The organism is Flavobacterium daemonense (genome assembly GCF_007341385.1).
Classification (GTDB): domain Bacteria; phylum Bacteroidota; class Bacteroidia; order Flavobacteriales; family Flavobacteriaceae; genus Flavobacterium; species Flavobacterium daemonense.
The window spans coordinates 1-25,250 of record NZ_VJYD01000006.1; the positions used below are offsets into that span (position 1 = coordinate 1).

Genomic DNA, 25,250 nt, shown 5'->3' on the forward strand with positions numbered 1-25,250 from the left:
ATCGTGTTTTTGCAGTAATAAAAAACCAAACCTTTTATGAAAAAGATTTGGTTTTATCATAGAAATCGGAATGACAAACTTTGGAGGATAATACCAATCATAAGTGTTATTCACACTCTTAAAATTGTTGAAAAGTTTCACAAATATCAAGCGATAAACTTTTTTTTAAGAGTGACATTTCGGGTTTTAATGGGTAAATTTGTTGAACCTCATAAAACAATTACCACTTATGGAAGAAATGCTCTTTTATGACCGAATGCAATTCGCTTTCACAATTACCTTTCATTATCTTTTTCCGCAACTTACAATGGGTCTTTCTTTGATCATTGTTTACTTCAAGTGGAAATATCTTAAAACTAAAGACGAACAATACAATCACGCGACACATTTCTGGATGAAAATCTTTGCCCTGAATTTTGCTATGGGCGTTGTTACCGGAATCCCGATGGAATTTCAATTCGGAACCAACTGGGCAAAATTCTCTGAATTAACCGGTGGAATCATCGGCCAAACGTTGGCAATGGAAGGAATGTTTTCTTTCTTTCTCGAATCTTCATTTTTAGGAATATTTTTATTTGGAGAAAAACTCCTCGGACATAAATGGCATTTTGTAACCGGATTATTGATTTGTATCGGTTCTTGGGCCAGCGGATTTTTAATTATCGCAACGCATTCTTGGATGCAGAATCCTGTGGGTTTTGAAATTATCGAAAACGGAAAATTTGTCCTCAATAATTTTCAGGCTTTATTTTTAAATCCGTGGCTTTGGCCTTCTTATTTGCACAATCAAGCTGCTTCATTAGTAACAAGTTCTTTTGTTGTGGCTGGAATTGGGGCTTTTTATATTTTGAGTAAAAAGAACGTTTCTTTTGGAAAACTCTTTCTTAAAACTGGCGTTATTTTCGGATTGATTTCGAGCATAATTGTGGCTGTTCCAACAGGGGATTTATTGGCAAAAAATGTGGTAAAATACCAGCCGGTAACTTTCGCCGGAATGGAAGGAATTTTTCATACGGAACAAAAAGGTTCTGAAATCGTCTTAATCGGTCAGCCGGATGTGAAAGACAAAAAGCTGGATAATAAAATCGCAGTTCCTAATATTTTGAGTTTCCTGACTTATGGAAACTGGGATCAGGAAATTAAAGGTTTGGATCAGTTTGAAGAAGATCTTCATCCAACAAATATTTCCGGTTTGTATTATGCGTATCATATTATGGTCGGACTCGGAACGGTTTTTATAGGTTTGATGTTACTTTCGCTTTTTCAATTAATCAGAGGAAAATTGTTCGAAACCAAATGGGTTTTATGGTCTTTAATGTTCATGATGCCGTTTCCTTACATTGCCAATACAACAGGCTGGTACACTGCCGAATTAGGTAGACAACCTTGGCTGGTTTATAATTTAATGAGAACTGGAGCTGGGGCTTCACCAACGGTTTCTTCAGGGAATACTTTGTTTACATTATTGGGTTTTATTGGTTTGTACCTTTTGCTCGGAATGTTGTTTTTGCTTTTGATTGGAAAAATTATCAATAAAGGACCTCATCATGTGGAACTTTCAACAGAAAAAATATAAGTATGGAATTTTTTTGGTACGTAGTTTTAATGGGAATTTTGGCTGTTTATCTGGTTTTAGACGGCTATGATTTTGGTGCAGGAATTATTCATTTATTTTTTGCCGAGACCGAAAGAGATAAAAAAGTAATCACGAATTCTATTGGACCGTTTTGGGATGCTAATGAAGTTTGGTTGATTGCTGCAGGAGGCGTTTTGTTTTTTGCTTTTCCAACTTTATACGCTTCGTCTTTCAGCGGATTTTATCTGCCATTGATTATGATTTTGTGGCTTTTGATTTTCCGCGCCATCGGATTGGAGATGCGCGGGCAAGTACATAATCATATGTGGGAAGCGATTTGGGATAAAGCGTTCGGAATTGCGAGTTTGCTTTTGGCACTTTTCTTTGGAATTGCTTTGGGAAATATCGTTCGTGGAGTAAATCTCGGAATGGTGCAAAACGGCGTTTCAACACAAGAACCGCATTTTTTCTTTTTGCCTTTATGGAATCCAACTTTTAGTCCGCAAGCAAATGAATTGGGAATTATTGACTGGTTTACACTTTTCCTCGGAATTGTGAGTACAGTTGCTTTAACGATTCATGGTGCGAACTGGATTATATATAAAACCAATTCATCTTTAAACCCCAAGCTTAAAAATGTGGTTTTTAAACTGAACTTTGTTTTGCTGATTCTGGTTTTTATTTCTTTGGGAATTTGGCATTTTATTGAACCAAAACCATTTCACAATTTCGTAGAAAATCCAATTTTATGGTTTTTTCCGATTATGACTTTCGTTGGAATTGCTGGATTATTTAAAGTTCGTTCCTTCAAAAAAGACGGCCACGGATTTCTGTTTTCAACTTTATTTTTAGTTGGCGGATTTGCTTCGACAGCCGTTTCAATTTTCCCGAATGTTTTGCCTTCGACTAATAATGTGAATCCGTCGTTGACAATTTATAATACTGCTGCAGGAGAATATGGTTTAAATGCCGGACTGAGCTGGTTTTTTGTCGCTTTGTTTTTGGTAATTGTTTACTTTATTATTCAGTACCGTGTTTTTAGTGGAAAAATGGATGATGTTGGGTATGGGGAACATTGAGTTTTTTGTTTGCCACGAATTGCACGAATTTTCACGAATTGAATTTTTCTACCAAATGAATTGCCTCCAGTTGTAACTGGAGAAAAAAAAATGAAAAGTGAGATTGCTTCGTTCCTCGGAAGGACGTTGTGTATGTCTTTGCGAGGAACGAAGCAATCTCACAAAGTATCTGCCAAATCTGCGTGAAACTATAAAATCTAAAATAAAACCTCTTTCGCAATAATATAAAATCCCATTACGAGAACAAACCAGCCAAAAAGTGGTTTTAATTTTGCGCCATCCATTTTTTTAGAAAGTTGACTTCCGATGAACATTCCGAGAAGTGCCATTCCTGAAACACCTAATAAAAAAGTATAATCAATAGGAGTTCCGATATATAAATCGCCTGCAAAACCTATTGAAGAATTGATTGTAATAATTAAAAGAGAAGTTCCAACGGCTTGTTTCATGGGTAATTTTGCAAAAAACAAAAGTGCAGGAATGATTAAAAATCCACCGCCGGCGCCAAGGAATCCCGTTACAATACCGACTAAAAAGCCAATAATGCTTAATTGAATATAATTTGTTTCGGCACTTTTTATTTCTGGCTGTGGTTTCTTAATCATTGAAATTGCTGCCGTAATCATCAAAACCGAAAAGACGATCATGATCAGAAAATCTTTTGAAACCGAATAAGAAGCTATTGAAAATAGGGTAGAAGCAATTTGCGGAAAAATAACTTCGCGAATAATTAAAATGGAAATCACAGAAGGAATCGCAAAATACAATGCCGACTTTAATTTTAAATTTCCCATTTTGTAATGACTGTAGCTTCCAGAAAGTGCAGTCAAGCCGACAATAAATAGTGAATAAGATGTAGCTTGCTCCGGATTTACGTTAAACAAATAAACCAAAATTGGAATAGTCAAAATAGAACCTCCACCACCTATTAGTCCCAGCGAAATTCCGATTATGATTGAAGCAAAATAGCCTAAATATTCCATTGCATTTATTTTGATGCAAAGGTGCTTCGGAAATTAGAAACCTACAGTAACATTTATCACAGAAGGAAATTATTAAACACGAATTTCACGAATGGACACTAATTTGTCTGCCGCATAAATTTTAAACACATAGAAACATAGATTTTTGCCCTTTAAAAAAGATTACAATAAATGACTTAGTCATTTACACATAGCTATGTGAGTTCATGGAAAGTGAAACGCCTTTTTTCTAGATTTAGTAAAGCTATATTTCTATGTGTTTAAATAATTCGTGCTAATTCGTGAAATTCGTGTTTAATAATTCAATCTGGTTTCGGTTGAGTTTTACCAAACCGCGCTGTTCCATTTTTTTTAATAATCTCGAAACAACTTCTCGAGAGGTATTTAATTCGGTTGCGATTTCTTGGTGCGAAAGTTTAACTTCAGAACAACCACAGGCATCCGAATGTCTTTTCAAATAAAATTCCAAACGCTCATCCATGGAACGAAAAGCGATATTATCCACTACTTCTAGAACTTCTTCAAAGCGGCTTCTGTAGGTTTCAATTACAAATTCGTACCAAGATCGATGCTCCATCATCCATTTGTCCATCAATTGTAGCGGAATCATCATGACGGTAACATCTTCAACAACTTTTGCCATGATTTGGCTTTTTTCGCTTTTGGCAGTACAAATCATCGAAATAGCGCAGGCTTGTCCGGGTTGTAAATAATACATTAGGAATTCGCCGCCATCTTCGCCCTCACGGTAAATTTTGATTTTCCCTTTAAGAATCAAAACCGTGTTCTTAATATATTGTCCGGTACGCATTAAAATGGTTCCGGCTTCAAAGTTTTGCTGACTTCCGTTTTCTTCAATTGTTGAAACAAGTTCATTGGAGAAATTTGGAAAGATATTTTTTACGGAGTTTTGCATGGATTATTTTTTTTGCCACGAATTGCACAAATTTTCACCAATTGATTTGGTGTCTGCTTTGCACTTGATGGCGAATATTTTTTTTTGTTTTGTTGACAAAACATTAATTTCTACACTTTAATTTGCGGAAATTTGTGCAATTCGTAGCTAATATTTTTATCAAAATCGAATCAAAAATTGTAATTCATTACAAAGATAATAGATTCGGCTGGTATTAATTATTAGAAAATAATAAATAAGATGCATTTTGTGTAAATGCAAAAAACCTATTTTCTATCGATTTTATAGACTGAATTTTTAAAAATAGTAAGTAAATTTGTAAATCACTGATTATAATCCTTTCTCTAAAACGTTTTCTGAGAATAATAATCGAAATCGCATTTGGTACGTTTTTAATTAATAGAAACGTCGTAATTTTACAAAAACACATATTACTATGAATTTATCACAAGAAGATTGGGTTGCTCAGTTAAACGCTGACGAAAATGCAGTTATACTTGATGTAAGAACTGAAGACGAATTTAATGATGGCTATATTGAGAATGCCTTAAATATCGATATCAATAAAGGACAGGCTTTTATTTATGAAATTGAAGAATTAGATAAAAACAAAAACTATTATGTGTATTGTCGTTCTGGTGCCAGAAGTGCAAAAGCATGTCAGATTATGAATGAATTAGGTATTGAAAATGCCTATAATCTGCTTGGTGGTATACTGGACTGGGAAGGCGAGACCGTACAACCATAAAAGAAGAAGAGGCGTAAAAAAGCCTCTTTTTTCGTTTTAAAATGCTATTAATAACCAAATATAAATAACCAGATTATGAGTTTAATACCCGAAGAATATCAGATCAAAAGTCTGATAAATCAAGATACCTATCTTGTAAATGGAGAACTGAAAAAATGGACAGGGCAAACAACACCAGTATTTTCGACTATTTCATCAACTGAAAAATACGCTCCAACATTGCTGGGATCGATTCCGTTTATGGCAGAAAAAGAAGCTGCCGAAGTAGTCGAAGCCGCAAACGCCGCCTATAATAAAGGTCAAGGTTTATGGCCAACTATGAAAGTGGTTGACCGTATTAAATGCATGGAGAATTTTGTTAAACAGATGAAAGAGACCCGCGAAGAAGTGGTGAAACTTTTAATGTGGGAAATTGGAAAAAACCTTGGCGATTCACAAAAAGAATTTGATAGAACGGTAGAATATATTCAAGATACTATTGATAGTTATAAAGAATTGAACGGACGCAGTTCGCATTTCTCAAAAGTGCAAGGCGTAAATGCAATGATTCGTCGTGGACCTCTTGGCGTTGTATTGTGTCTTGGACCTTACAATTATCCTTTAAATGAAACTTTTTCATTGTTGATTCCGGCTTTGATTATGGGTAATGCCGTAATCTTTAAACCGGCAAAACACGGTGTTTTATGTATTTCTCCATTATTGGAAGCTTTTAGAAGCAGTTTTCCAAAAGGTGTTATCAATATCGTTTACGGACGAGGAAGAGAGGTTGCTTCGCCAATTATGAAATCAGGGAAAATTGATGTCTTGGCATTGATTGGAAACAGTAAATCGGCGATTGCTTTGCAGGATCAGCATCCAAATAAAAATAGACTTCGTTTGATTTTAGGATTAGAAGCTAAAAACCCAGCGATTATTCTTCCAGATGCCGATTTAGATTTGGCTATTCAAGAATGTATAACAGGATCGTTGTCTTTTAACGGTCAGCGTTGTACAGCTTTAAAAGTTTTGTACGTTCACGAATCAATCAGAGAAGAGTTCAACAAACGTTTTGCTGAAAAAGTAGATAGTTTAGGATTTGGTAATCCATGGGAAAAAGGCGCTTCATTAACACCGCTTCCAGAAACAGATAAGCCAGCTTACATTCAAGGATTAATTGATGATGCAAAAAGCAAAGGTGCAAGCATTATTAATGAAAAAGGAGGAAAACATACAGAAAACTTTATTTTTCCAGCCGTTTTATATCCGGTAAATAAAGAAATGAGAGTGTATCATGAAGAACAATTTGGTCCAGTGGTTCCAATTATTTCTTTTAAAGATATCAACGAACCTCTTGACGATATGGCTGAATCAAATTATGGCCAGCAAGTGAGTTTGTTCGGAAAAAATATTAAAACATTGGCACCACTTATTGATGCTTTGGTCAATTTAGTTTGCCGAGTTAATTTGAACAGTTCTTGTCAGCGTGGACCAGATGCGTTTCCGTTTACAGGCCGTAAGGATTCGGCAGTAGGAACTTTAAGTATTCCAGATGCTTTGCGTTCTTTTTCAATACGTACGTTTGTAGCTTCAAAAGATATCGATTACAACAATGAAATTTTGCAGGAATTGCTAAACAGCAAAGAATCAAATTTCATTAATACCGATTATATTTTGTAGTCATCAGGGTTATATATTAATTGTAGGGGAGCCGTCTTTTTCTTTTTGAGAAAGACGGTTTTTTTTTGGAAGGGACAAAGGTGCAAAGTGACAAAGGTTCTGAAGTTTTAATTCTTCGCCTTCACTCAGCATCGCAAACGTGAAACTTGATCCCGAAGCCTCGGGAGAAACTTGAAACTTATTTTTTTAACCCACTTGTAACAATAAGTTAAAAAAATCCACTAATATTATATCAAATTAAATCATCAAAATCTTAAAACAATTTATGAGAAAAAATTCACTGCAGTTTTTATTAATTGCGCTTGCATTTTTTGCACAAAACAGTTTTGCGCAAGAACTTTATATGCCTCGAAATATAAAAGATGCTTACGCGAAAGGAACACGTTCGATGGACGGAAAACCGGGAAAAAATTATTGGCAGAATCACGGGAAATATACAATGGAAATTACTGTTGACGCCAAAACAAAAATCGTTAGCGGAACAGAAATAATTGAATACACAAACGATAGCAATGATACATTAAAAAACTTGCCTATTAGATTTGTGAATAATCTTCATAAACCATCTTCGCCTAGAAGTGGTGTCGTTAGTCAAGATTTTTTAAGTGACGGATTAACAATTACGTCATTGAAAATTGCAGGTGATGTATATAAAGAAGACGGCAGAAAATGGGGAACGGTTGGAATGATCCGAATGAAAAAACCGATTCCGCCTCATACTACTGCTACAATAAATATTGACTGGAATTATCCTTTGTCTAAAGAAAGCGGGAGAGAAGGACAAATTGACGAAACCACATTTTTTGTAGCTTACAGTTATCCAAGAGTTTCTGTTTTTGATGATTATAACAAATGGGATAGATTGCCTCACACGGATCGTCAGGAGTTTTATAATGATTTTAATGACTACAGCTATTCTGTTAAAGCGCCTAAAAATTATGTTGTGTATGCAACAGGAGATTTGTTGAATCCAGATGAGGTTTTACAGCCTGAGTTTGCGGCTCGTATAAAAAAATCATATGAAACAAATGAAGTTCTGCACATCGCAAATGAGCAGGAAATGAAAAACGGATTGGTGACCAAACAAAATGACTGGAACGTTTGGAAGTTTGAGGCGAAACATATTTCTGACGTTTGTTTTGGTTTAAGTGATCATTATTTATGGGATGCGAGCAGTGTTGTAGTCGATAAAAAAACAAATAGACGTGCTAGTATTCAAGCGGCTTATGATGTAAAAGGAACTGATTTTGTGGCTTCGGTAAAAAATAATCAATATGCATTAGATTTCTTTTCGAATAACTGGCCGGGAGTTCCGTATCCGTTTTCAAAAATGACAGCTTTTCAAGGTTTTGCAGATATGGAATATCCAATGATGTGCAACGATTCACAAACAGGCGATGCTGTTTTTGCACAATTGGTTCAGGATCATGAAGTAGCACATACTTATTTTCCTTTTTATATGGGAATCAATGAAACGCGTTATGCTTTTATGGACGAAGGTTGGGCGACAACTTTTGAATATTTAATTGGAACCGCTGAACATGGCAAAGAAGCTGCAGACAAATTCTACAAAGATTTTAGAGTGAAAAACTACATCAATGATCCATCTACAGAAGAAGATCAACCAATTATTTCAATGTCATCTCAGGTTTCTGAGGCGGGTTACGGAAACAACGCTTACGGAAAAGCGTCTCTTTCTTATATTGCTTTAAAAGACATGCTTGGTGACGATTTATTCAAAAAAGCACTTCACGCTTATATGGAGAATTGGAACGGAAAACACCCAATTCCTTGGGATTATTTCAACTCATTCAACACGGCAACAGGAAAAAACCTGAATTGGTTTTTTAATAATTGGTTCTTTACCAATAATTATATTGATCTTTCAGTAAAAGAGGTGAACAAGAACAAAGTCTCTATTGAAAATATTGGAGGTTTTGCGGTTCCGTTTGATATAAAAGTGGTTTATACAGATAATTCATCTGAAACCATTCATGAAACGCCGGCAATATGGGAAACAAATCAAAAATTAGCTTTAATTGATTTAAAAACAAAGAAACAAATTAAGCAAATCGTGCTTGATGGCGGTATTTTTATGGATGCTACTCCTGCGAATAATACTTGGTCTACTAAATAATCTTAATTTATAATATAATAAGAAGCCGTCATTTCTGTTTAAAGTGGCGGCTTTTTTTTGTTTTTTAGGGAAAATAATACAAATGTGGAAATCCGTAATGAAGTGTGAGTTTTAAAAGTTAGGTTTGCAAAAACTTAAAAACTGAATTATTAATGAAAAATTTCCCCATTCTAATTGTTTTATTGCTTTGTTTTAAAGGTTTTGCCCAAACCACTCCGAATATTGCATTTCAAAAGAGTAGATATGAGCTGGCTGTTTCCTACTATCAAAAAGCAGATTTTAAAAAAGCATTGGATTTATTTTCGATTGCTTCTAAACTTAAACCCGAAAATGAATTAGGAAAAGAATCGGCAAAAAAGATCGATACTTTGAAAACTATATTGCGTGACGACGCCTTAAATTATATTATTGGTACATGGAAGTTAGCCGGAGACAGACCTACTTGGGCTCAGACTGACGAAACGGAAAAAAATCAAACTGAAGAAGTAGTTGAAATCAGCAAAGACAAGATTGTTTTTTATGAAACAGATCTAAAAACCCATGCAAGAAAACTAATCAAAACAGAGGATTTAAAGTATTACAATAAAGATGCTTCTGATGCGTCATTTTCTGATATTATTCTTTCTGACGGAACTATCTGGAGTTGTTTACTAAATAAAGAAAGCAATATTTTACGAGTGATAAATATTGGAAAAAAGAATGATTCTGGTGTCGAAAAAATAACCACGGACAATGATGAAGCCTATTTTGTAAAGGTGAAATAAAAAGAGGGAATCAGTTTGATTCCCTCTTTTTATGTTTCGCAGTATATTATAAAAATTTAAATCCGACAGAAAAATTTGAAACTGCGGTTTTTATGTTTCTTCCAGAAGCATCAATATCGGTTACTCCTGCAAGATATCTGTAATCGACGGTAAAGCGCCATAAATCAACACCAACACCACCCAAGAAACTGCTGTTGTTACGTTCTATTGGTATGTAATTGAGATTGTTACTAGCATGAATGCTAGAGTAATTTTTCCAGTTATAGCCAACAAAAAGTCTTACGTTTCCAAGTTTCCCTAATGGGACAACTTTTAAACCTGCGATTAAAGTGGCATCAGTTCCTGCTAATTTGTATTCTGTTTCGCCAATTCCGGTTTGAGAAACACTAAATTTTGATTCCGCGTATCCAAATTCGCCTTGACCATAAAAAAGTGCCAGATTTACTCTTGCAAATCCTCCAAAGCCATAATCAGTTCCAGCGCTTTTAGAACTAAAATCGTCTGTAAGAACAGATGTAATATTGGTTGAAAATACCGGTCCGACTTGTATAAGCTGTGCAAATCCATTGGCACAAATACACAATAATGTAGCAAGAAAGAATTTTTTCATAACTAGTTTTATTTGTTTTTGATTCTATAAAATTAATTATTATAAATTGAAAGAGAATGATTTTTCTGATTTATTTTAAGGTATCTTTTTGATTTATAGAGTTATGTTGTTTTTTTGTTTAAAGGAAAATCACATTTTTAAATGATGTAAATTTGGCAAAAGATCAAATACATTTTAAAAATGAAAATTAAAGCAATCGAACCTCAACAAACTTGGCAAATTAGGCATGAAGTAATGTGGCCTGACCAGCCTTTTGAATTTGTACAATTAAAGGAAGATGATTTTGGGTTTCATTTTGGTGTTTTTGAAGATGAAAAACTAGTTTCGATTGTTTCTTGTTTTTTTGCGGAAGATGAAATGCAATTTAGAAAACTCGCAACGCTAACAGAATTTCAAGGAAAAGGAATTGCGACAGAATTGATGAGATTCATTTTAAATTTTGCAAAAGAGAAAAAAGTACAACGAGTTTGGTGCAATGCCAGAAGCAATAAGAAGTCATTTTATGAAAAATTTGGAATGAAAGATACGTATCAAAATTTTGTTAAAGAAGGTGAGAAATTTACTATAATGGAAATTTTGCTTTAAAAATAATGGCTAAAATTAAATAATAAAATAAACAGAGTCAGATCTTTAATATTTTGATAGTTTTTGCTCTCCGTTTACCTTTTTTATAATAGTATTCTAATTCTTAACTGTTTTTTTGTGATTTTTCTGCATAAAAAAATATTTTTTTAATAAAAATGATGTTTTAAAAAACTTTGAAAACGTTTTCGTCTTTATTAAATGTTAAAGCTTATAAAAAAATATTTTTTTGTTTCGATACTTTGCTTACTTTCGCACCCAAATGAGAAAGTTAATAGTATTTTTAGTATTCATGAATTTGCTTCTGCTGGGCGGAGGCCAAAATCTTAATGCAAGTACTTTTGGAATTTCTCACCATCACAGTTTTGAAAAAAAGCACCGTGTAAAATTCACTAATCAAGAACATGGCGCTTCACTTATTGAAGATGCTGATATCGATCTTGAAGAGGATTTACTTGGAAATGATGATGTTAATGATGGATTTACTGCTAAATTCTTTGCAGTTAACTACAGTTTACTTGACAAATGGTATTTGACATTTTCAGATCAATCTGCTGCAAATGAATCAAATCGTTTTAAATTATTTGCGCCTTTTCTTGCGCCTTCAAATCCTATTTACATTACGCAGCGCGTATTAAGAATTTGATCTATTGTTATACATCGGTTACCTGAGCTGTAATCCACTGTCTTGTTGATGTATATTTTTTTCTACTTCTTCTTGTAAAAAGTGAGGTTATAACTTAACGGTTCCTGATGCATTTTCCATCTAAGGGAATCACTGTATTCCAAGCATTCAATCGCTTAATTTCCAAACTAAATCATGAAAAGAATTGTTTTGTTCACAGGCTTAATTGCCTTTGTGTGCCTTGTTAGTTGTACAACTAAAAAAGAAGAAAAAGAAGAAGTGGAAACGTTTACTGTGACAAATCCAGTAAAAATTGACACTTCATTTACTAAAGAATATGTTTCGCAGATTAAATCTGTACGTAACATTGAAATCCGTGCCCAAGAAAAAGGGTTTTTACAAAACATATATGTTGACGAAGGACAGTTTGTAAAAGCTGGTCAGCTTTTGTTCAGAATTATGCCAAATATGTATCAAGCAGAATTGCTTAAAGCACAGGCAGAACAAAAATCAACTGAAATTGAATTACAAAATGCTAAACTTTTAGCAGATAAAAATATCGTTTCTAAAAACGAATTGAGCGTTGCTCAGGCTAAACTTCAATCAGCGAAAGCAGAAGTTTCATTGGCAAAATTACACTTATCATTTACAGAAATCAGAGCTCCTTTTGACGGTACAATCGATAGAATTCCGTTGAAACTAGGAAGTTTAATTGATGAAGGTGAATTATTGACAAGTCTTTCAGACAACAGCCAAATGTTTGCTTACTTCAATGTTACTGAGCCAGAATATCTTCAATATGAAACTAATATTAAAGACCGTGCTGATAATAAAGTGAGTTTGCTTTTAGCTAACGGAGATGTTTTTAAAGAAAAAGGAAACGTTGAAGTTATAGAAAGTGAATTTAACAACGAAACTGGAAACATTGCTTTTAGAGCAAGATTCCCAAATTCTGGAAAATTGCTTAGAAATGGTGAAACAGGAAAAGTACAAATGCTTGTTCCGTTGAAAGGTGCCATTGTAATTCCACAGAAAGCGACTTACGAAATTCAGGATAAAAAATATGTTTTCGTTGTTGACAAAAGCAACAAAGTTAGCTCTAGAGAAATCACAATTACAGGTGAAGTTCCTGATTTATATGTGGTTAAAAGCGGACTTAATGAAAATGATAAAATCTTGCTTGAAGGAGTTCAAAAAGTAAAAGAGAACGACAAAATTAAGTATGAATACCAATCTCCACAAACGGTAATCAATCATTTACGAGTAAAAGCGGAGTAGATTATTTGTTTTGAAAGTTTCAGGTTTCAGGTTTCAAGTTTTGTAAAACGAGAAACATAAAACTTGAAACAATTTTAAACTTCAATTGGTTTAATCATTAAAAAAATATAAAATGTTTAATAAATTTATACAGAGACCTGTTCTGTCGATAGTAATATCGCTGATAATTGTCTTTTTAGGGGTATTGTCGGTATTGAATTTGCCAATTACGCAGTTCCCTACTATTTCGCCACCAATGGTGAACGTTACCGCAGATTATCCAGGATCTAATGGTGAGTTGATGATCAAGGCGGTTGTTATTCCTTTGGAAAGAGCTCTAAATGGGGTTCCAGGAATGAAATATATGGCTTCAGATGCTGGAAATGATGGTGAAGCAACAATTAAAGTAGTTTTTAACTTAGGAACAGATCCAAACCAGGCCGCTATTAACGTTCAAAACCGTGTGGCTTCGGTTACAAATAAATTACCTCCATTGGTAATTCGAGAAGGTATTAAAATTACTCGTGAAGTACCGAGTATGTTGATGTACGTGAACCTTTACAGTACAGACAAAAATACCGACATGAAGTTCTTATACAACTATGCTGATATCAACGTACTTTCAGAATTGAAGAGGGTAAATGGTATTGGTGCTGGAGATATCTTAGGAACACGTGAATATGCAATGCGTATTTGGTTGAAACCAGATCGTATGTTGGCATACAAAATTTCTGCAGACGAGATAATGGAAGCATTATCAAGTCAAAGTTTGGAGGCTTCTCCGGGTAAAACGGGAGAAAGTTCTGGTAAACGTTCTCAGGCATTTGAATATGTATTGAAATATTCTGGACGTTTTACAACTAAAGAACAATATGAGAACATCGTTGTAAAAGCAAGCCCTAATGGAGAACTTTTACGTTTGAAAGATGTTGCAAAAGTTGAATTTGGAAGCTCGATGTATGATATCTATTCTAATTTGAATGGAAGACCATCGGCGGCGATTGTATTGAAACAATCTTTTGGAAGTAACGCGAATCAGGTTATTGAAGAGGTTAAGGCTAAACTGGAAAAAATCAAACAAAGATTTCCAAAAGGAATGGATTATGAAATCTCTTATGACGTTTCTAAATTCCTTGACGCTTCTATCGAAAAAGTAATTCATACGCTTGTTGAAGCATTTATTTTGGTTGGTTTAGTAGTATTCCTTTTCTTAGGAGACTGGCGTTCTACGGTTATTCCGGCAATTGCGGTACCTGTATCGTTGATTGGAACTTTTGTGTTCATGACATTCTTTGATATTTCATTGAACTTAATAACATTATTTGCTTTAGTACTTGCAATTGGGGTCGTTGTCGATGACGCGATTGTGGTTATTGAGGCGGTTCACGCCAAGATGGAAGAGGAACATCTCTCACCATTTAAAGCGACTAAACAAGCAATGCACGAGATTGCAGGAGCGATTATCGCGATCACATTCTTGATGGCTGCGGTATTTATTCCGGTTGCATTTATGTCTGGTCCGGTTGGGGTATTTTACAGACAGTTCTCTGTAACTATGGCAACTGCGATTATTCTTTCAGGTATTGTGGCTTTAACGTTGACACCAGCGCTTTGTGCGATGATGTTGAAAAACAATCACGGTCAGCCTAAAAAGAAAACACCAGCAAATAGATTTATTGATGCTTTCAACGAAAAATTCAATTTGGCGCAAGGCAAATATCAAAATCTATTAGGTAAAATTATTGATAGAAGAGTTGTTACTATTGTTGCGCTTCTTGGTTTCTGTGCTGGAACATGGATTATAAGCAGTAATGTTCCTTCAGGATTTATCCCGAATGAGGATCAGGGAATGTTCTATGCCGTAATTCAGACACCTCCAGGTTCATCTTTGGAAAGAACTAATAATATTGCTGAGAAAGTTCAAAAAATTGCTGAGACAATTGACGGAGTTAAATCTGTTTCTTCATTAGCAGGTTACGAGATTTTATCAGAAGGTACTGGATCTAACTCAGGAACGTGTTTGGTGAACCTTAAAGACTGGAGTGATCGTAAAGAATCTGTATTGGAGATCATGCACGAAATGGAGGAAAAATGTAAAGATATTACAGGAGCTAATATCGAATTCTTCCAACCGCCAGCTGTACCTGGATATGGTGCTGCCGGAGGATTTGAGCTTCGTTTATTAGATAAGACTGGTTCTGTTGATTACAAGAAAATGGAGCAGGTTAACAATGATTTCGTTGCTGAATTGAACAAACAACCTGAATTATCAAACGTATTTAGTTTCTATAGTTCAAGTTTCCCTCAATACATGATGAAAGTTGATAATGACTTAGCACAACAAAAAGGTGTTTCTATTGAAAATGCCATGAATACTTTGTCAACTCTTGTGGGAAGTAACTACGAGATCAGTTTTATCAAATTTGGTATCAACTATAAAGTTATTGTTCAAGCTTCGCCAGAATACCGTTCGCAGCCAGATGATATTTTAAAACTGTACGTGAAAAACGATCGTGACGAAATGGTACCATTTTCTGCTTTCATGAAGCTTGAAAAAGTATATGGTCTTTCGGAAATTACGAGACATAATATGTACACTTCTACACAAATTAGTGGTTCTGCAGCGCCAGGTTATAGTTCTGGTACTGCAATTAAAGTAATTCAGGAAGTTGCAGCAAAAAAATTACCAAGAGGATATGACATTGACTGGGCGGGTATTTCTGCCGATGAGGTTGCCCAAGGTAATCAAGCTATTTGGGTATTCTTGATCTGTTTAGGATTCGTTTACTTGGTATTAGCGGCTCAATATGAGAGTTTTATTTTGCCATTATCAGTAATTCTTTCATTGCCAGCAGGTATTTTTGGAGCTTTCCTTTTATTGAAAATCGCAGGATTGGAAAACAATATTTATGCTCAGGTTGCCATGGTAATGCTTATTGGTTTATTAGGTAAAAATGCCGTATTGATCGTAGAGTTTGCTATTCAGCGACACGCAGCAGGATTAAACGTTTTACAAGCAGCTATGGAAGGAGCAAAAGCGAGGTTCCGTCCTATTTTAATGACTTCGTTCGCTTTTATCGCAGGTTTATTACCACTTGCTTTTGCAACTGGACCAGGTAAAATTGGAAACAGAACTATTGGTACTGCGGCTGCCGGAGGTATGCTTATAGGAACCATCTGCGGGGTGTTTGTAATTCCGGGATTGTATTTCATTTTTGCTAAGATTGCAGAGAAGCACAAACTGGTAAAACATGAAGAAGAGAATCCATTAACTGAAGAAATTGACAATAATCATGTATAAAGTAAAAGTATATAAATATAGTGCTGTATTGGCATTAGGTCTTGCTGCAGTGAGCTGTAAAGCTCCTGCACCAGATACTGCAACCACAAGTGCTCCGGTTCCGGAAGCATTTGGGGCTGTTGCCTCTCAGGATACAACCAATACCTCAACTGTAAAATGGAATGAGTTCTTTAAGGATCAAAACCTTATTGATTTGATTGATGTAGCGCTGAAAAACAATCAGGAGTTAAACATGACGCTTCAGGAGATCGAAATTGCCAAAAATGACGTAAGAGTTCGCAAAGGACTTTTATTGCCGCAAGTTGGCGTTCGCGCAGGAGCAGGAGTAGAGAAAGTGGGAAGATACACTAGCCAAGGTGCTGGTGATGCTACTACAGAAATCAAACCTGGTGTTGAAACGCCAGATCCGCTTGGTGATTTTACAATTGCCGCTTATGCAAACTGGGAAGTAGATATCTGGAAAAAACTGCGCAATTCTAAAAAAGCAGCATTAAACAGATATTTAGCAACTGTTGAAGGTAAAAACTTTGTAGTTACCAATCTGATTGCAGAAATTGCCGATTCATATTATGAATTATTGGCTTTAGACAGTCAGCTTGATATTGTAAAACAAACAATTACTTTGCAATCAAACGCTTTGGAAATTGTAAAAATTCAGAAGCAAGCTGCAAGAGCTACAGAACTTGGAGTTAAAAAGTTTGAAGCTGAGGTATTGACTTCAAAAAGCATGGAGTTTGATATTTTACAGCAAATTAAAGAAACGGAGAACAAGATTAATTTCTTATTAGGACGTTATCCGCAGGAAATTAAAAGAAGCAATTCAAAATTCCTGACTTTATTGCCAGCTTCAGTTAGTGCCGGAATTCCGTCTCAATTGTTAATGAACCGTCCTGATGTTAAACAGGCAGAATTAGAATTAGTTGCTGCGAAATTAGATGTAAAAGTTGCTCGTGCAGAATTTTATCCTTCACTTGATATTACAGCTGCGTTTGGAGTTCAAGCATTTAAGCCATCTTATTTGTTTACGCTTCCAGAATCGCTTTTATATTCATTAGCCGGAGATCTTGCTGCACCGCTGATCAACAGAAATGCAATTAAAGCCGAATTTGCAAGTGCAAATGCAAGACAGCTTCAGGCATTATATAATTACGATAAAACGATTTTAAACGCTTATTTAGAAGTATCTAATCAGCTTTCTAAAATTGATAATCTGCAAAAAGGCTATGATTTAAAATCACAGCAAGTTGATGCTTTAAACAGATCAATTGATGTTTCAAATGATTTGTTTAAATCGGCAAGAGTAGATTATTTTGAAGTTTTAATGACGCAACGTGACGCATTAGAAGCAAATTTAGAATTGATTGATACTAAAAAAGAACAACTTAACGCTGCCGTTCATGTTTACAGAGACCTAGGCGGAGGTTGGAAGTAGAATACCCATTTTAATTAGTTATTAGTAGAGGCCTCTCAGAAGTAAAATTCTGGGAGGTTTTTTTTGATGAACAAACCCCAAAGCTGAACTGGACTGATCCCGAAGCCTCGGGACAGCCCTACAACATACATCGAGCCTTAGGCTCTTTTCAAAGTTCCGAAGGAACGAACCAAATTGTAGAGCTGTCCCGAGGCTTCGGGATCAGTCTAGTTTAGGTATAGTTTATTTAGGAATCGTTATTTTCGCTTTGAAACCTTTATCAGGTTCTGTTTCAAAATCTACAGTTCCTTTAATGGTTTGAATACGACTTTCCATATTTTGGAGTCCATTTTTGGAGATCTTATTTTTCTCGCAACCAATACCATTATCGGTGTAATTTATTAAGATCGAATTTTGGTCATTTTCAAATTTAACAACTACAAGATTCGCTTGGCTGTGTTTTTTCATATTTACCATCAGTTCTTGCAAAACACGGCTAATAGTGATCTTTTTTATATCATCAATAATTTCCCAGTTTATGTTTTCGATATTCATTACCATGATATTTCTTTCATTGGTATTATAAACCGAAAGCATTTCCTTTATACTGCTCTTAAAATTTATGCCTGTATCAATTTTGTTGTTTTCTTTCGAAATTCCTCTTACACGGCCGTAAATATCATCTAATTTTTGAAGCAGGTTCTCTTTTGTATTTTCCTTCGACAAAGACTGCGATTCAGTAAATGCAATGACATTAAAAACATCGTTTGCTAGTTCATCGTGGATTTTTTTAGCAATTCGGGTTTCAGTTTCGTACGAAGCTTTAAATTCGATTGCCTTGTTTTTATTTTTATAATAGCGTATTAGAATTGCGATTAAAATGACTAGAAAAATGAATATGATTACTAATACAATTCGCAGGTATTTCTCTTTCTGAAGCGCTAATAGGTTCTCAGCTTTTTCTAGACGAAGTTTTTCATTTTCGTCTTTTTCCTTTTTAGCATCGTATTTAATTTTGGCAAATTTATTTTTAAAGTTGTTTCTGATCCTAATGATGCTGTCGTTTAGTGTAAAATACTTTTGTACATATTTAGTGTTTTGAGAACTATGGTTATTTGAAATTAAAATTTGTAACGCTTCTAGTCTTTCATCAACACTATTTAGTTTTGTGGAAATATTATATGCCTTTAATGCATGTTCATCTGATTTCTGAACATCTTTTTTTGAATAATAATCCGCTAAGTGTAAGTAGCTTTCAATACTTCCATAAGTATCTTTTATTTTATTTCTTTTCTTGAGTGCTTCATTCATTAAACTGAATCCTTTATCATTCATTTCATTTTTAAAATAGGCATAACCCAAATTGTCTTGAATTCTAGCTTTATCAGAGGCTTCAGGCTCGCCATCTAAAAGTTTCGTGTTTAATATTGATTCTATAAGTGTAATCGCGTTGGCATATTTTTTTTGCTGAATATAAATTGGTGCAATATTACTTAAAGGGCGTAGTTTTGCAATAGGATCGTTAAATTCTTTTACAGATTCTTTATAATAAAAAATAGCATCATCATATAGAGAAAGTTCTTTGTCAGCAATTCCTAATGCATTATTTATACAGGCAGTGTACATGTTCTTTTTTTTGAAATATGCTGATGCTTCAGTAACGGTTTCCTTGCTACCATAGTAGTCTCCATTGATCTGCTGTATTTCTGCCATTTGTATAAGGATATATCCAATATTGGCACTGTCTTTTAAAGTTTCAAAAAGTATTTTAGATTTATTAAACTCATGAAATGCCTCGTTAAAGTTTTGTTTTGCAAAATTATCAAGTCCTTTGTTTCGTAAACTAAGTGCTTGTTTTCGTATAGCTTCCGTATTAGGATTGATGGCTTTTTTTTCGTTACAGGAAAAAAGAAAAAATAGAATTATAAAATAAAAAAACGGGGACCGTAACATATAAATTTACTTTCCCCGAAAATAGTAATTAATTAGATACTAAAAATATATTTATTCATCTGTTGGAGGTGGTGTTTTTGATCCACCAGTACCTCCATCACCAGGACCATCATTACTAGGATTACCATCATCAGCAAAAGTATCTTTTGCTGGACTAATTGTTTTTTTGGTTTCTTGTTTTGGATTCGTTTCAATTTCATCCGGAGTACAAGAAAATATGCTGAATAATAACGCAATAGCGCTAAAGAATAATAGTTTTTTCATTTTGATTTGATTTAGAAATTAGACATAGGTATTGCTGTCCGGAATTATCCAGATCTTGTTATTGGCAATACCAATTGATTTTGGGAAGTTGATCGTGTAGAACAGTAAGACGTAGTTTAAACTTCCCGAATAAACTCGGTCTTACAGTTTTCCACAATGATAATTAGAACTAGTTTTAAATTTTTGTTTTAGTCTGCAGACAAAACTTGAACTAATTTCTTGATGCAAAGTAAAGACGTTTCTACGCCTTGACTGATAAGGAATTCCCGGAATTCCTGCCTTTTCCTGACATTCCTGAAAATTCCCGACAAAATAAATTCGCAGGACTAGTTTGCGCTATTAAAAGTTATTTTGGTTTATAGAAAGCTCTATAATTATAGATGCAAAAAGTCCGGCAAAAGTTGGATTTGGAGGATTAAAAAGCGCAGAAATTTAGCTTTGAAGCAAAAGTTGGAAATGGAAATAAGCACTTAATTGCAGAAGTTGAAAATAATGGCATATAAAAAATATTTAGGTGAATAATAAACATGGAGATTCTAAAGAGCTTCCTGAAAAGGAAATCTTTGTTGAATTTAAAAGACATATTTTCTACAAAAGTTTAGAAAATATCTCTCTGAAAAATAATTAGGATTGCAATTGAAATGATCTTATTTTCTGCGTGCTTAAACTTTGCGCAGAAAAAAGATTGGGAAGAATAATTTCTAAATGAAGAGGAAAAACATTTTGAGAAATAAAATGCAAAATGTTGGAAAAAGAATAATTTTTTGAAGTGTAATTCAGGCATTTAAAAAGTTTGTTTTTCGGCATATATCTACTGTTATTTACACTATAAAGATACGAAAAACATACGGTTAAACCAAATAAAATCAATGAAATAAGTAAATTTTTTTGTAAAAAAAGGCATTTTTTTTGCCTCGAAATTTACTTGAAGAAGACGGTAATTTTTGAAGATAATAACCTTATTTTTACACTATAATTGTAGTCAATAAAAACTCCTTTTTTATGAAAAAGCTTCTCTACTTGCTGATTGTTTTTTGCATTGTTGGATGCAAAAAATACGTTGTATCTTTTGAACAACCAACAGAAATGAAACTGGACAATTTAAAACTAGAAATACTTTTGGATAAGCAAAAGGTCAAAGACATTAATTTAAAGGCAACGGAAGCGCTTCCGACTTATAATACAGAAGAATTGCCAATTTCAGACGATGGAAAACACCAACTTCAAATTAAAGTAAATGACACTATTTTTAGTTATGATATAAAATATCCCGAAGAAAAATATATTGTGATCATGGCTCATTTGAAAAAGAACGGTAAAGTTCATATCGGGATTTTAAAACAGTCGTATAAGTATCGATTCCTTTAAATCTGAAAATACGAAAGGCCTTTCAATTAGAAAGGCCTTTTGTATATGATGTTGTATTTTTTAAGATAAAAAGTCTTTGAGCCAGAATCCCGAGTTTTTAATGGTTCTTTTTTGAGTCTCAAAATCGACATGAATAAGTCCAAATCTTGCATTGTAGCCTTCGGCCCATTCAAAGTTGTCAGTAAGTGTCCAAACAAAATAACCATCGACATTCAAACCGTCTTCTTTGGCTTTTAAAATCTGCTCCAAATGATCCTGAATGTAATGCGTACGTTTGATATCGTGCACTTTTCCGTTTTTTACAGTATCTGGAAAAGCGGCGCCATTTTCGGTAATAATAATTTTTTTGATGCCATCGTATTCGTTAAATCGTTTTAAAACGTGGTAAAGTGCAGGAGGATAAACTTCCCAGCCCATATCAGTTGCAATGACGTTTCTTTTTTCGGCACTAATTAATTCGGCACCTATGTACGGAATGATCAATGATGATTTTACGACTTCTCGAGTATAACATTGCAGACCTATAAAATCGAAATCAAACGCTATGTTTTCCAAATCATCGGGCGCAATATAACTGTTCAATTTTTTTAAGACAGGCAAATCGCCCTGCGGATATCCTAGTCCTAAAAGTGGCTCGATAAAAGTTCGGTTAAGCAAAGTGTCGACACGTTTTGCGGCTTCAACATCTTTTTGGCTTGTTGTCGCAGGTTCGATATGAGTTGAAGAAAACGTAGTGCCAATATTGGCGTCGGGAATTTTGTTTCTAAGTATTTTTCCTCCAGCTGCCGTTGCCATCGTCACGTGGTGCATGGCTTTTAGGTAATTTGTAATTCCTTTTTTTCCTGGCGCGTGAATGCCCAAAAAATAACCTGCTCCGGTAAAAACAGAAGGTTCGTTGATGACCATCCAGTTTTTTACACGATCGCCAAAATGCGTGGCGCAGATTTCAACATATTCTGAAAACCAAGAAACCGATTCGCGATTTGTCCAGCCGCCTTTTTCCTCGAGCGCGTGTGGCAAATCCCAGTGGTAAAGTGTTACCCAAGGTTCAATTCCCTGAGCAAGTAAAGCGTCTATGATTTTATTGTAATAATCAATTCCGGCCTGATTTACAGGATGAGTTCCTGTTGGCATAATTCGTGGCCAGCTGATTGAAAATCTAAAATTAGGGATATTTAATTCTTTGATTAAACTAATATCGGTTTCATACGAATTATAGAAATCACAAGCAGTTATGGCATGATGTCCGTTTTTGATTTTCCCTTTTTGAGAGGTAAAAACGTCCCAGATAGAAGAACCTTTTCCGTCTGCATCATGAGCTCCTTCAATTTGAAAAGCGGCGGTTGAAACACCCCACAAGAAATCCTGTCCAAATTGACTTTTGTTTAGAAATGAGTTTTCGACTTTATTCATTCAAATAAATATTCCTTGATTTTTAATTGATTTTTTAATGAAGGAAAGAAGATTGCATAGCTCTTAAAAAAAGCCATTCTTTGAATGATACTAGAAAATTTAGATTAAAGAGTTTCATAACTTTTACTTTTATTCAAATTAATAAAACTAATGTGAATAAATTGTAAACTCATTATTATCAAATGATTAAATAAGATAGTCGGAATAAAAAAAAGCTCTTAAATAGAGCTTTTGAAATTTTTGGAATGTTAGGAAAATTAAATAATTCCCATATCTTTTATGATCGAAATCAGTTGAACGCTGTTATTGGCTTTGAAAAAATCTTTGAGTTTGCCTAATCTTTTTTCAATAGCGCTTTTGCTGTTGGGTTTTATCTCGGCATTTTTGAAGATGTTTATAATGTCGTCCTGCGATTTGCCATCTGCTAAATATTTTAGGATTTTAATATCGATGTCATCAATTTCGAAATTGTCTTTTTCCTGTAATGCTGAAGCAACTTCTGGCGAAATGAATTTTTCATCAGAAGAAGCAATAATTGTAATTGCTTTTTTTAGTTCTTCAATGCTGTTTCTACCTTTTAAAACAAAAGCATTTATTGACGCATTCTCAAAAAGTGATTTAATGCGAAATCTTTTGTCCTCTACAGAATACGTTAAAATTTTAATATCAGGCTGTAATTCACGTGTTTTTTGAACTAATTCGTCACCGCTCGCCAATTTTACTTCACGATGATCTGTCTTGAAAGATAGATCGCTGATCAGCAAATCATATGGCTCATTGTCTTGTATAGCTTTGCGTATTTTTAAAAAGGCATCGTCGCAATATTTCGAATAATGAAAATTCTCAATTCCCAAATCTTTTAGGACTTGTTCTATTCCAAAATTGATACTGTCAAGGTCTTCGGCTATAATTACTTTTTTAAACATATAAAAACTATTTAGGCATGGATATCTTTACTTTAAAACCTTTATTGGGTTCTGTGTCAAAAGTAATAGTTCCTTTTGTAGACAAAATACGGTTTTCCATATTTTGGAGACCATTTTTAATAATTTTATTTTTTTTAGCTCCTTTTCCGTTGTCTGTATAGTCTATAAAAATTTTATTTGCATCGCTGCCAAATTTCACAACAACCAGCGAAGCCTCACTGTGCTTGGACATATTGACCATTAATTCTTGCAGTGTTCGCTGAATTGTGATTTTTTTTATGTCATCAATCGCTTCCCAATTTATTTTTTCGATACTGTTTATAATGACATTTCTTGTATCGCTGTTGTAAGTAGAAAGCAGTTCTTTTAAGTTTTCCAAATAATGTATTCCCGTGTCAATCGTATTGTTTTCTTTAGAAATATTACGAACTCGGTTATAAATATGATCTAATTTTTCTATCAGAATTTCTTTTGCGTTCTCGTTTTCCAGAGGTTGCGTCTGCGAAAATGCAATGGTATGAAAAACATCATTTGCGAGTTCGTCATGAATGTCTTTAGAAATTCGGATTTCAGTTTCATAAGCCGTTTCAAGTTTTTCGATTCGGTTTTTGTTTCGGTAGTATTTTCTCAAATAAAATATCAAAACAGAAAGGAAAAGAAAAATCGTGATGAATATAAATTGACGATAGTTTGCACGTTGTAATGCCAGCTGATTTTCGGTTTTTTCTAAACGAAGTTTTTCGTTTTCATCTTTTTCTTTTTGAGAATCGTATTTGATTTTGGCCGATTTGTTTCTAAAATTATTTCTTATTTTGGTAATGCTGTCATTTAAAAGAGTGAATTTTTTAGCATATTCGGTATTTTCTGGAACAAATTTATTTGACATTAATAAAGCTAATGCCTCTAAACGCTCATCAACACTATGCATTTTTGTAGCGGTGCCGTATGCTTTTAAAGCAAATTCTTCTGATTTTTGAGAATCAGTTTCGGCATAAAACTCTGATAAATGAAGACTGTTTTCGATGCTACCGTATTCATCTGGACTATCTTTTCTCAATTCTAAGCTTTTTTGCATATATAAAAGCCCTTTTTCGGGTTGCCCATTTTTAAAATAAGCAAAACCTAAATTGTCTATTACTCGAGACAAATAGTCTAGTTCTTCTTCTTTGGGTACTTTAATTTTTATAGCAGATTCTAATAGATTTATGGCTTTATCGTATTTTTTTTGATTTAGATATATAACCGCAATATTGTTTAAAAAAGATCGTTTTGATGATGGCTTATTATAATCTTTTATCGTTTCATTGTAATAGTAAATTGCATCGTTGTAATTTGACAATTCTTTCTCGGCTATTCCAAAAAGATTTTTTATATAAGAGGAGTAAATATCTTTTTTTCTAATATAAGGCAAAGCTTCTGTGAGTGTTTCCTTGCTTCCATAGTAATCGCCATTGACTTGCTGTATATTGGCTATTTGAGAAAGAGCATAAACAACATTAGCGCTGTCATTAATCTTCTTATATAAAGTTAGAGACTTGCTAAAATGGTAAAAAGCATTATCATAGTTTTCTTTTGTAATATTTTCAATCGCTTTGCTTCTAAGGCGTCCTGCTTCTTTTCTTATGATTTTTTCATTGGGAATAACTGTTGTTTTGTCTTTGCAAGAAATCACAAGAGCAAA

Annotated in this window: 20 protein-coding genes; 12 read left to right on the forward strand and 8 right to left on the reverse strand. The window is 34.1% G+C overall.

Annotated elements, in window-relative coordinates; genetic code table 11:
* Positions 1 to 229 precede the first annotated feature (229 nt).
* Positions 230 to 1,576 (forward strand): cytochrome ubiquinol oxidase subunit I, encoded by a 1,347-nt coding sequence (locus FND99_RS09305; RefSeq protein ID WP_144337719.1) that lies wholly within the window; start codon positions 230 to 232, stop codon positions 1,574 to 1,576.
* A gap of 2 nt (positions 1,577 to 1,578) precedes the next feature.
* Positions 1,579 to 2,655 carry a cytochrome d ubiquinol oxidase subunit II gene (gene cydB / locus FND99_RS09310; RefSeq protein ID WP_144337720.1) on the forward strand — a complete coding sequence of 359 codons (1,077 nt, stop codon included), beginning with the start codon at positions 1,579 to 1,581 and terminating at the stop codon, positions 2,653 to 2,655.
* Between the two features lie 197 nt (positions 2,656 to 2,852).
* On the opposite strand, the gene FND99_RS09315 is transcribed toward cydB, so the two are convergent.
* Together FND99_RS09315 and FND99_RS09320 are read right to left on the reverse strand one after the other, a co-directional pair.
* A complete protein-coding gene (locus FND99_RS09315) occupies positions 2,853 to 3,638 on the reverse strand; it encodes a sulfite exporter TauE/SafE family protein (RefSeq protein WP_144337721.1) in 786 nt (261 codons plus the stop codon).
* 274 nt (positions 3,639 to 3,912) lie between these two features.
* A complete protein-coding gene (locus FND99_RS09320) occupies positions 3,913 to 4,554 on the reverse strand; it encodes a Crp/Fnr family transcriptional regulator (RefSeq protein ID WP_144337722.1) in 642 nt (213 codons plus the stop codon).
* Positions 4,555 to 4,990: 436 nt separating this feature from the next.
* Between FND99_RS09320 and FND99_RS09325 the strand changes: the two genes are divergently transcribed.
* The 4 genes from FND99_RS09325 to FND99_RS09340 all read left to right on the forward strand — a co-directional run bounded on the left by FND99_RS09325 (position 4,991) and on the right by FND99_RS09340 (position 9,859).
* Positions 4,991 to 5,302: a rhodanese-like domain-containing protein gene (locus tag FND99_RS09325; RefSeq protein ID WP_144337723.1), complete on the forward strand. Its 312-nt coding sequence runs from the start codon at positions 4,991 to 4,993 to the stop codon at positions 5,300 to 5,302.
* 75 nt (positions 5,303 to 5,377) lie between these two features.
* Positions 5,378 to 6,958: an NADP-dependent glyceraldehyde-3-phosphate dehydrogenase gene (locus FND99_RS09330; protein WP_144337724.1), complete on the forward strand. Its 1,581-nt coding sequence runs from the start codon at positions 5,378 to 5,380 to the stop codon at positions 6,956 to 6,958.
* A 265-nt stretch (positions 6,959 to 7,223) separates the two neighbouring features.
* Entirely contained in the window at positions 7,224 to 9,095 is a 1,872-nt protein-coding gene (locus FND99_RS09335; RefSeq protein ID WP_162615546.1) for a M1 family metallopeptidase, read from the forward strand.
* 152 nt (positions 9,096 to 9,247) lie between these two features.
* Entirely contained in the window at positions 9,248 to 9,859 is a 612-nt protein-coding gene (locus tag FND99_RS09340) for a hypothetical protein (RefSeq protein ID WP_144337725.1), read from the forward strand.
* A gap of 46 nt (positions 9,860 to 9,905) precedes the next feature.
* Here the strand turns inward: FND99_RS09340 and FND99_RS09345 are convergent, their stop codons facing one another.
* Positions 9,906 to 10,469, reverse strand: a complete 564-nt coding sequence (locus tag FND99_RS09345) for a hypothetical protein (protein ID WP_144337726.1) — start codon at positions 10,467 to 10,469, stop codon at positions 9,906 to 9,908.
* Between the two features lie 180 nt (positions 10,470 to 10,649).
* Between FND99_RS09345 and FND99_RS09350 the strand changes: the two genes are divergently transcribed.
* The 5 genes from FND99_RS09350 to FND99_RS09370 all read left to right on the forward strand — a co-directional run bounded on the left by FND99_RS09350 (position 10,650) and on the right by FND99_RS09370 (position 17,666).
* Positions 10,650 to 11,054 carry a GNAT family N-acetyltransferase gene (locus FND99_RS09350; protein ID WP_144337727.1) on the forward strand — a complete coding sequence of 135 codons (405 nt, stop codon included), beginning with the start codon at positions 10,650 to 10,652 and terminating at the stop codon, positions 11,052 to 11,054.
* A gap of 259 nt (positions 11,055 to 11,313) precedes the next feature.
* Positions 11,314 to 11,697 (forward strand): hypothetical protein, encoded by a 384-nt coding sequence (locus FND99_RS09355; RefSeq protein ID WP_144337728.1) that lies wholly within the window; start codon positions 11,314 to 11,316, stop codon positions 11,695 to 11,697.
* A gap of 174 nt (positions 11,698 to 11,871) precedes the next feature.
* Positions 11,872 to 12,954 carry an efflux RND transporter periplasmic adaptor subunit gene (locus tag FND99_RS09360; protein WP_144337729.1) on the forward strand — a complete coding sequence of 361 codons (1,083 nt, stop codon included), beginning with the start codon at positions 11,872 to 11,874 and terminating at the stop codon, positions 12,952 to 12,954.
* A gap of 112 nt (positions 12,955 to 13,066) precedes the next feature.
* The gene (locus FND99_RS09365; RefSeq protein WP_144337730.1) at positions 13,067 to 16,234 is read left to right on the forward strand and encodes an efflux RND transporter permease subunit; all 3,168 of its coding nucleotides are present in this window, start codon (positions 13,067 to 13,069) and stop codon (positions 16,232 to 16,234) included.
* A complete protein-coding gene (locus FND99_RS09370) occupies positions 16,227 to 17,666 on the forward strand; it encodes a TolC family protein (RefSeq protein WP_144337731.1) in 1,440 nt (479 codons plus the stop codon). The genes FND99_RS09365 and FND99_RS09370 overlap by 8 nt, the downstream gene beginning before the upstream one ends.
* A gap of 222 nt (positions 17,667 to 17,888) precedes the next feature.
* Here the strand turns inward: FND99_RS09370 and FND99_RS09375 are convergent, their stop codons facing one another.
* Positions 17,889 to 19,598 carry a tetratricopeptide repeat-containing sensor histidine kinase gene (locus FND99_RS09375; protein WP_144337732.1) on the reverse strand — a complete coding sequence of 570 codons (1,710 nt, stop codon included), beginning with the start codon at positions 19,596 to 19,598 and terminating at the stop codon, positions 17,889 to 17,891.
* Positions 19,599 to 19,649: 51 nt separating this feature from the next.
* On the reverse strand, positions 19,650 to 19,862 hold the full coding sequence (locus tag FND99_RS09380) for a hypothetical protein (protein WP_144337733.1): 213 nt from the start codon (positions 19,860 to 19,862) through the stop codon (positions 19,650 to 19,652).
* A gap of 1,002 nt (positions 19,863 to 20,864) precedes the next feature.
* Between FND99_RS09380 and FND99_RS09385 the strand changes: the two genes are divergently transcribed.
* Positions 20,865 to 21,230, forward strand: coding sequence for a hypothetical protein (locus FND99_RS09385; RefSeq protein ID WP_144337734.1), 366 nt, complete (start codon positions 20,865 to 20,867; stop codon positions 21,228 to 21,230).
* A gap of 60 nt (positions 21,231 to 21,290) precedes the next feature.
* Here FND99_RS09385 and FND99_RS09390 read toward each other — a convergent pair whose 3' ends face one another.
* The 3 genes from FND99_RS09390 to FND99_RS09400 all read right to left on the reverse strand — a co-directional run bounded on the left by FND99_RS09390 (position 21,291) and on the right by FND99_RS09400 (position 25,241).
* Positions 21,291 to 22,643: a GH1 family beta-glucosidase gene (locus tag FND99_RS09390; protein ID WP_144337735.1), complete on the reverse strand. Its 1,353-nt coding sequence runs from the start codon at positions 22,641 to 22,643 to the stop codon at positions 21,291 to 21,293.
* Between the two features lie 257 nt (positions 22,644 to 22,900).
* Positions 22,901 to 23,569: a response regulator transcription factor gene (locus tag FND99_RS09395; RefSeq protein ID WP_144337736.1), complete on the reverse strand. Its 669-nt coding sequence runs from the start codon at positions 23,567 to 23,569 to the stop codon at positions 22,901 to 22,903.
* Between the two features lie 7 nt (positions 23,570 to 23,576).
* Positions 23,577 to 25,241 carry a tetratricopeptide repeat-containing sensor histidine kinase gene (locus FND99_RS09400; RefSeq protein ID WP_342777777.1) on the reverse strand — a complete coding sequence of 555 codons (1,665 nt, stop codon included), beginning with the start codon at positions 25,239 to 25,241 and terminating at the stop codon, positions 23,577 to 23,579.
* Between the last annotated feature and the right edge of the window lie 9 nt (positions 25,242 to 25,250).

Bases quoted from the DNA above. Each gene is read 5' to 3' on its own strand.
- FND99_RS09305 (WP_144337719.1), top strand. From the start codon at position 230: ATGGAAGAAATGCTCTTTTATGACCGAATGCAATTCGCTTTCACAATT.
- cydB (WP_144337720.1), top strand. From the start codon at position 1,579: ATGGAATTTTTTTGGTACGTAGTTTTAATGGGAATTTTGGCTGTTTAT.
- FND99_RS09315 (WP_144337721.1), bottom strand. From the start codon at position 3,638: ATGGAATATTTAGGCTATTTTGCTTCAATCATAATCGGAATTTCGCTG.
- FND99_RS09320 (WP_144337722.1), bottom strand. From the start codon at position 4,554: ATGCAAAACTCCGTAAAAAATATCTTTCCAAATTTCTCCAATGAACTT.
- FND99_RS09325 (WP_144337723.1), top strand. From the start codon at position 4,991: ATGAATTTATCACAAGAAGATTGGGTTGCTCAGTTAAACGCTGACGAA.
- FND99_RS09330 (WP_144337724.1), top strand. From the start codon at position 5,378: ATGAGTTTAATACCCGAAGAATATCAGATCAAAAGTCTGATAAATCAA.
- FND99_RS09335 (WP_162615546.1), top strand. From the start codon at position 7,224: ATGAGAAAAAATTCACTGCAGTTTTTATTAATTGCGCTTGCATTTTTT.
- FND99_RS09340 (WP_144337725.1), top strand. From the start codon at position 9,248: ATGAAAAATTTCCCCATTCTAATTGTTTTATTGCTTTGTTTTAAAGGT.
- FND99_RS09345 (WP_144337726.1), bottom strand. From the start codon at position 10,469: ATGAAAAAATTCTTTCTTGCTACATTATTGTGTATTTGTGCCAATGGA.
- FND99_RS09350 (WP_144337727.1), top strand. From the start codon at position 10,650: ATGAAAATTAAAGCAATCGAACCTCAACAAACTTGGCAAATTAGGCAT.
- FND99_RS09355 (WP_144337728.1), top strand. From the start codon at position 11,314: ATGAGAAAGTTAATAGTATTTTTAGTATTCATGAATTTGCTTCTGCTG.
- FND99_RS09360 (WP_144337729.1), top strand. From the start codon at position 11,872: ATGAAAAGAATTGTTTTGTTCACAGGCTTAATTGCCTTTGTGTGCCTT.
- FND99_RS09365 (WP_144337730.1), top strand. From the start codon at position 13,067: ATGTTTAATAAATTTATACAGAGACCTGTTCTGTCGATAGTAATATCG.
- FND99_RS09370 (WP_144337731.1), top strand. From the start codon at position 16,227: ATGTATAAAGTAAAAGTATATAAATATAGTGCTGTATTGGCATTAGGT.
- FND99_RS09375 (WP_144337732.1), bottom strand. From the start codon at position 19,598: ATGTTACGGTCCCCGTTTTTTTATTTTATAATTCTATTTTTTCTTTTT.
- FND99_RS09380 (WP_144337733.1), bottom strand. From the start codon at position 19,862: ATGAAAAAACTATTATTCTTTAGCGCTATTGCGTTATTATTCAGCATA.
- FND99_RS09385 (WP_144337734.1), top strand. From the start codon at position 20,865: ATGAAAAAGCTTCTCTACTTGCTGATTGTTTTTTGCATTGTTGGATGC.
- FND99_RS09390 (WP_144337735.1), bottom strand. From the start codon at position 22,643: ATGAATAAAGTCGAAAACTCATTTCTAAACAAAAGTCAATTTGGACAG.
- FND99_RS09395 (WP_144337736.1), bottom strand. From the start codon at position 23,569: ATGTTTAAAAAAGTAATTATAGCCGAAGACCTTGACAGTATCAATTTT.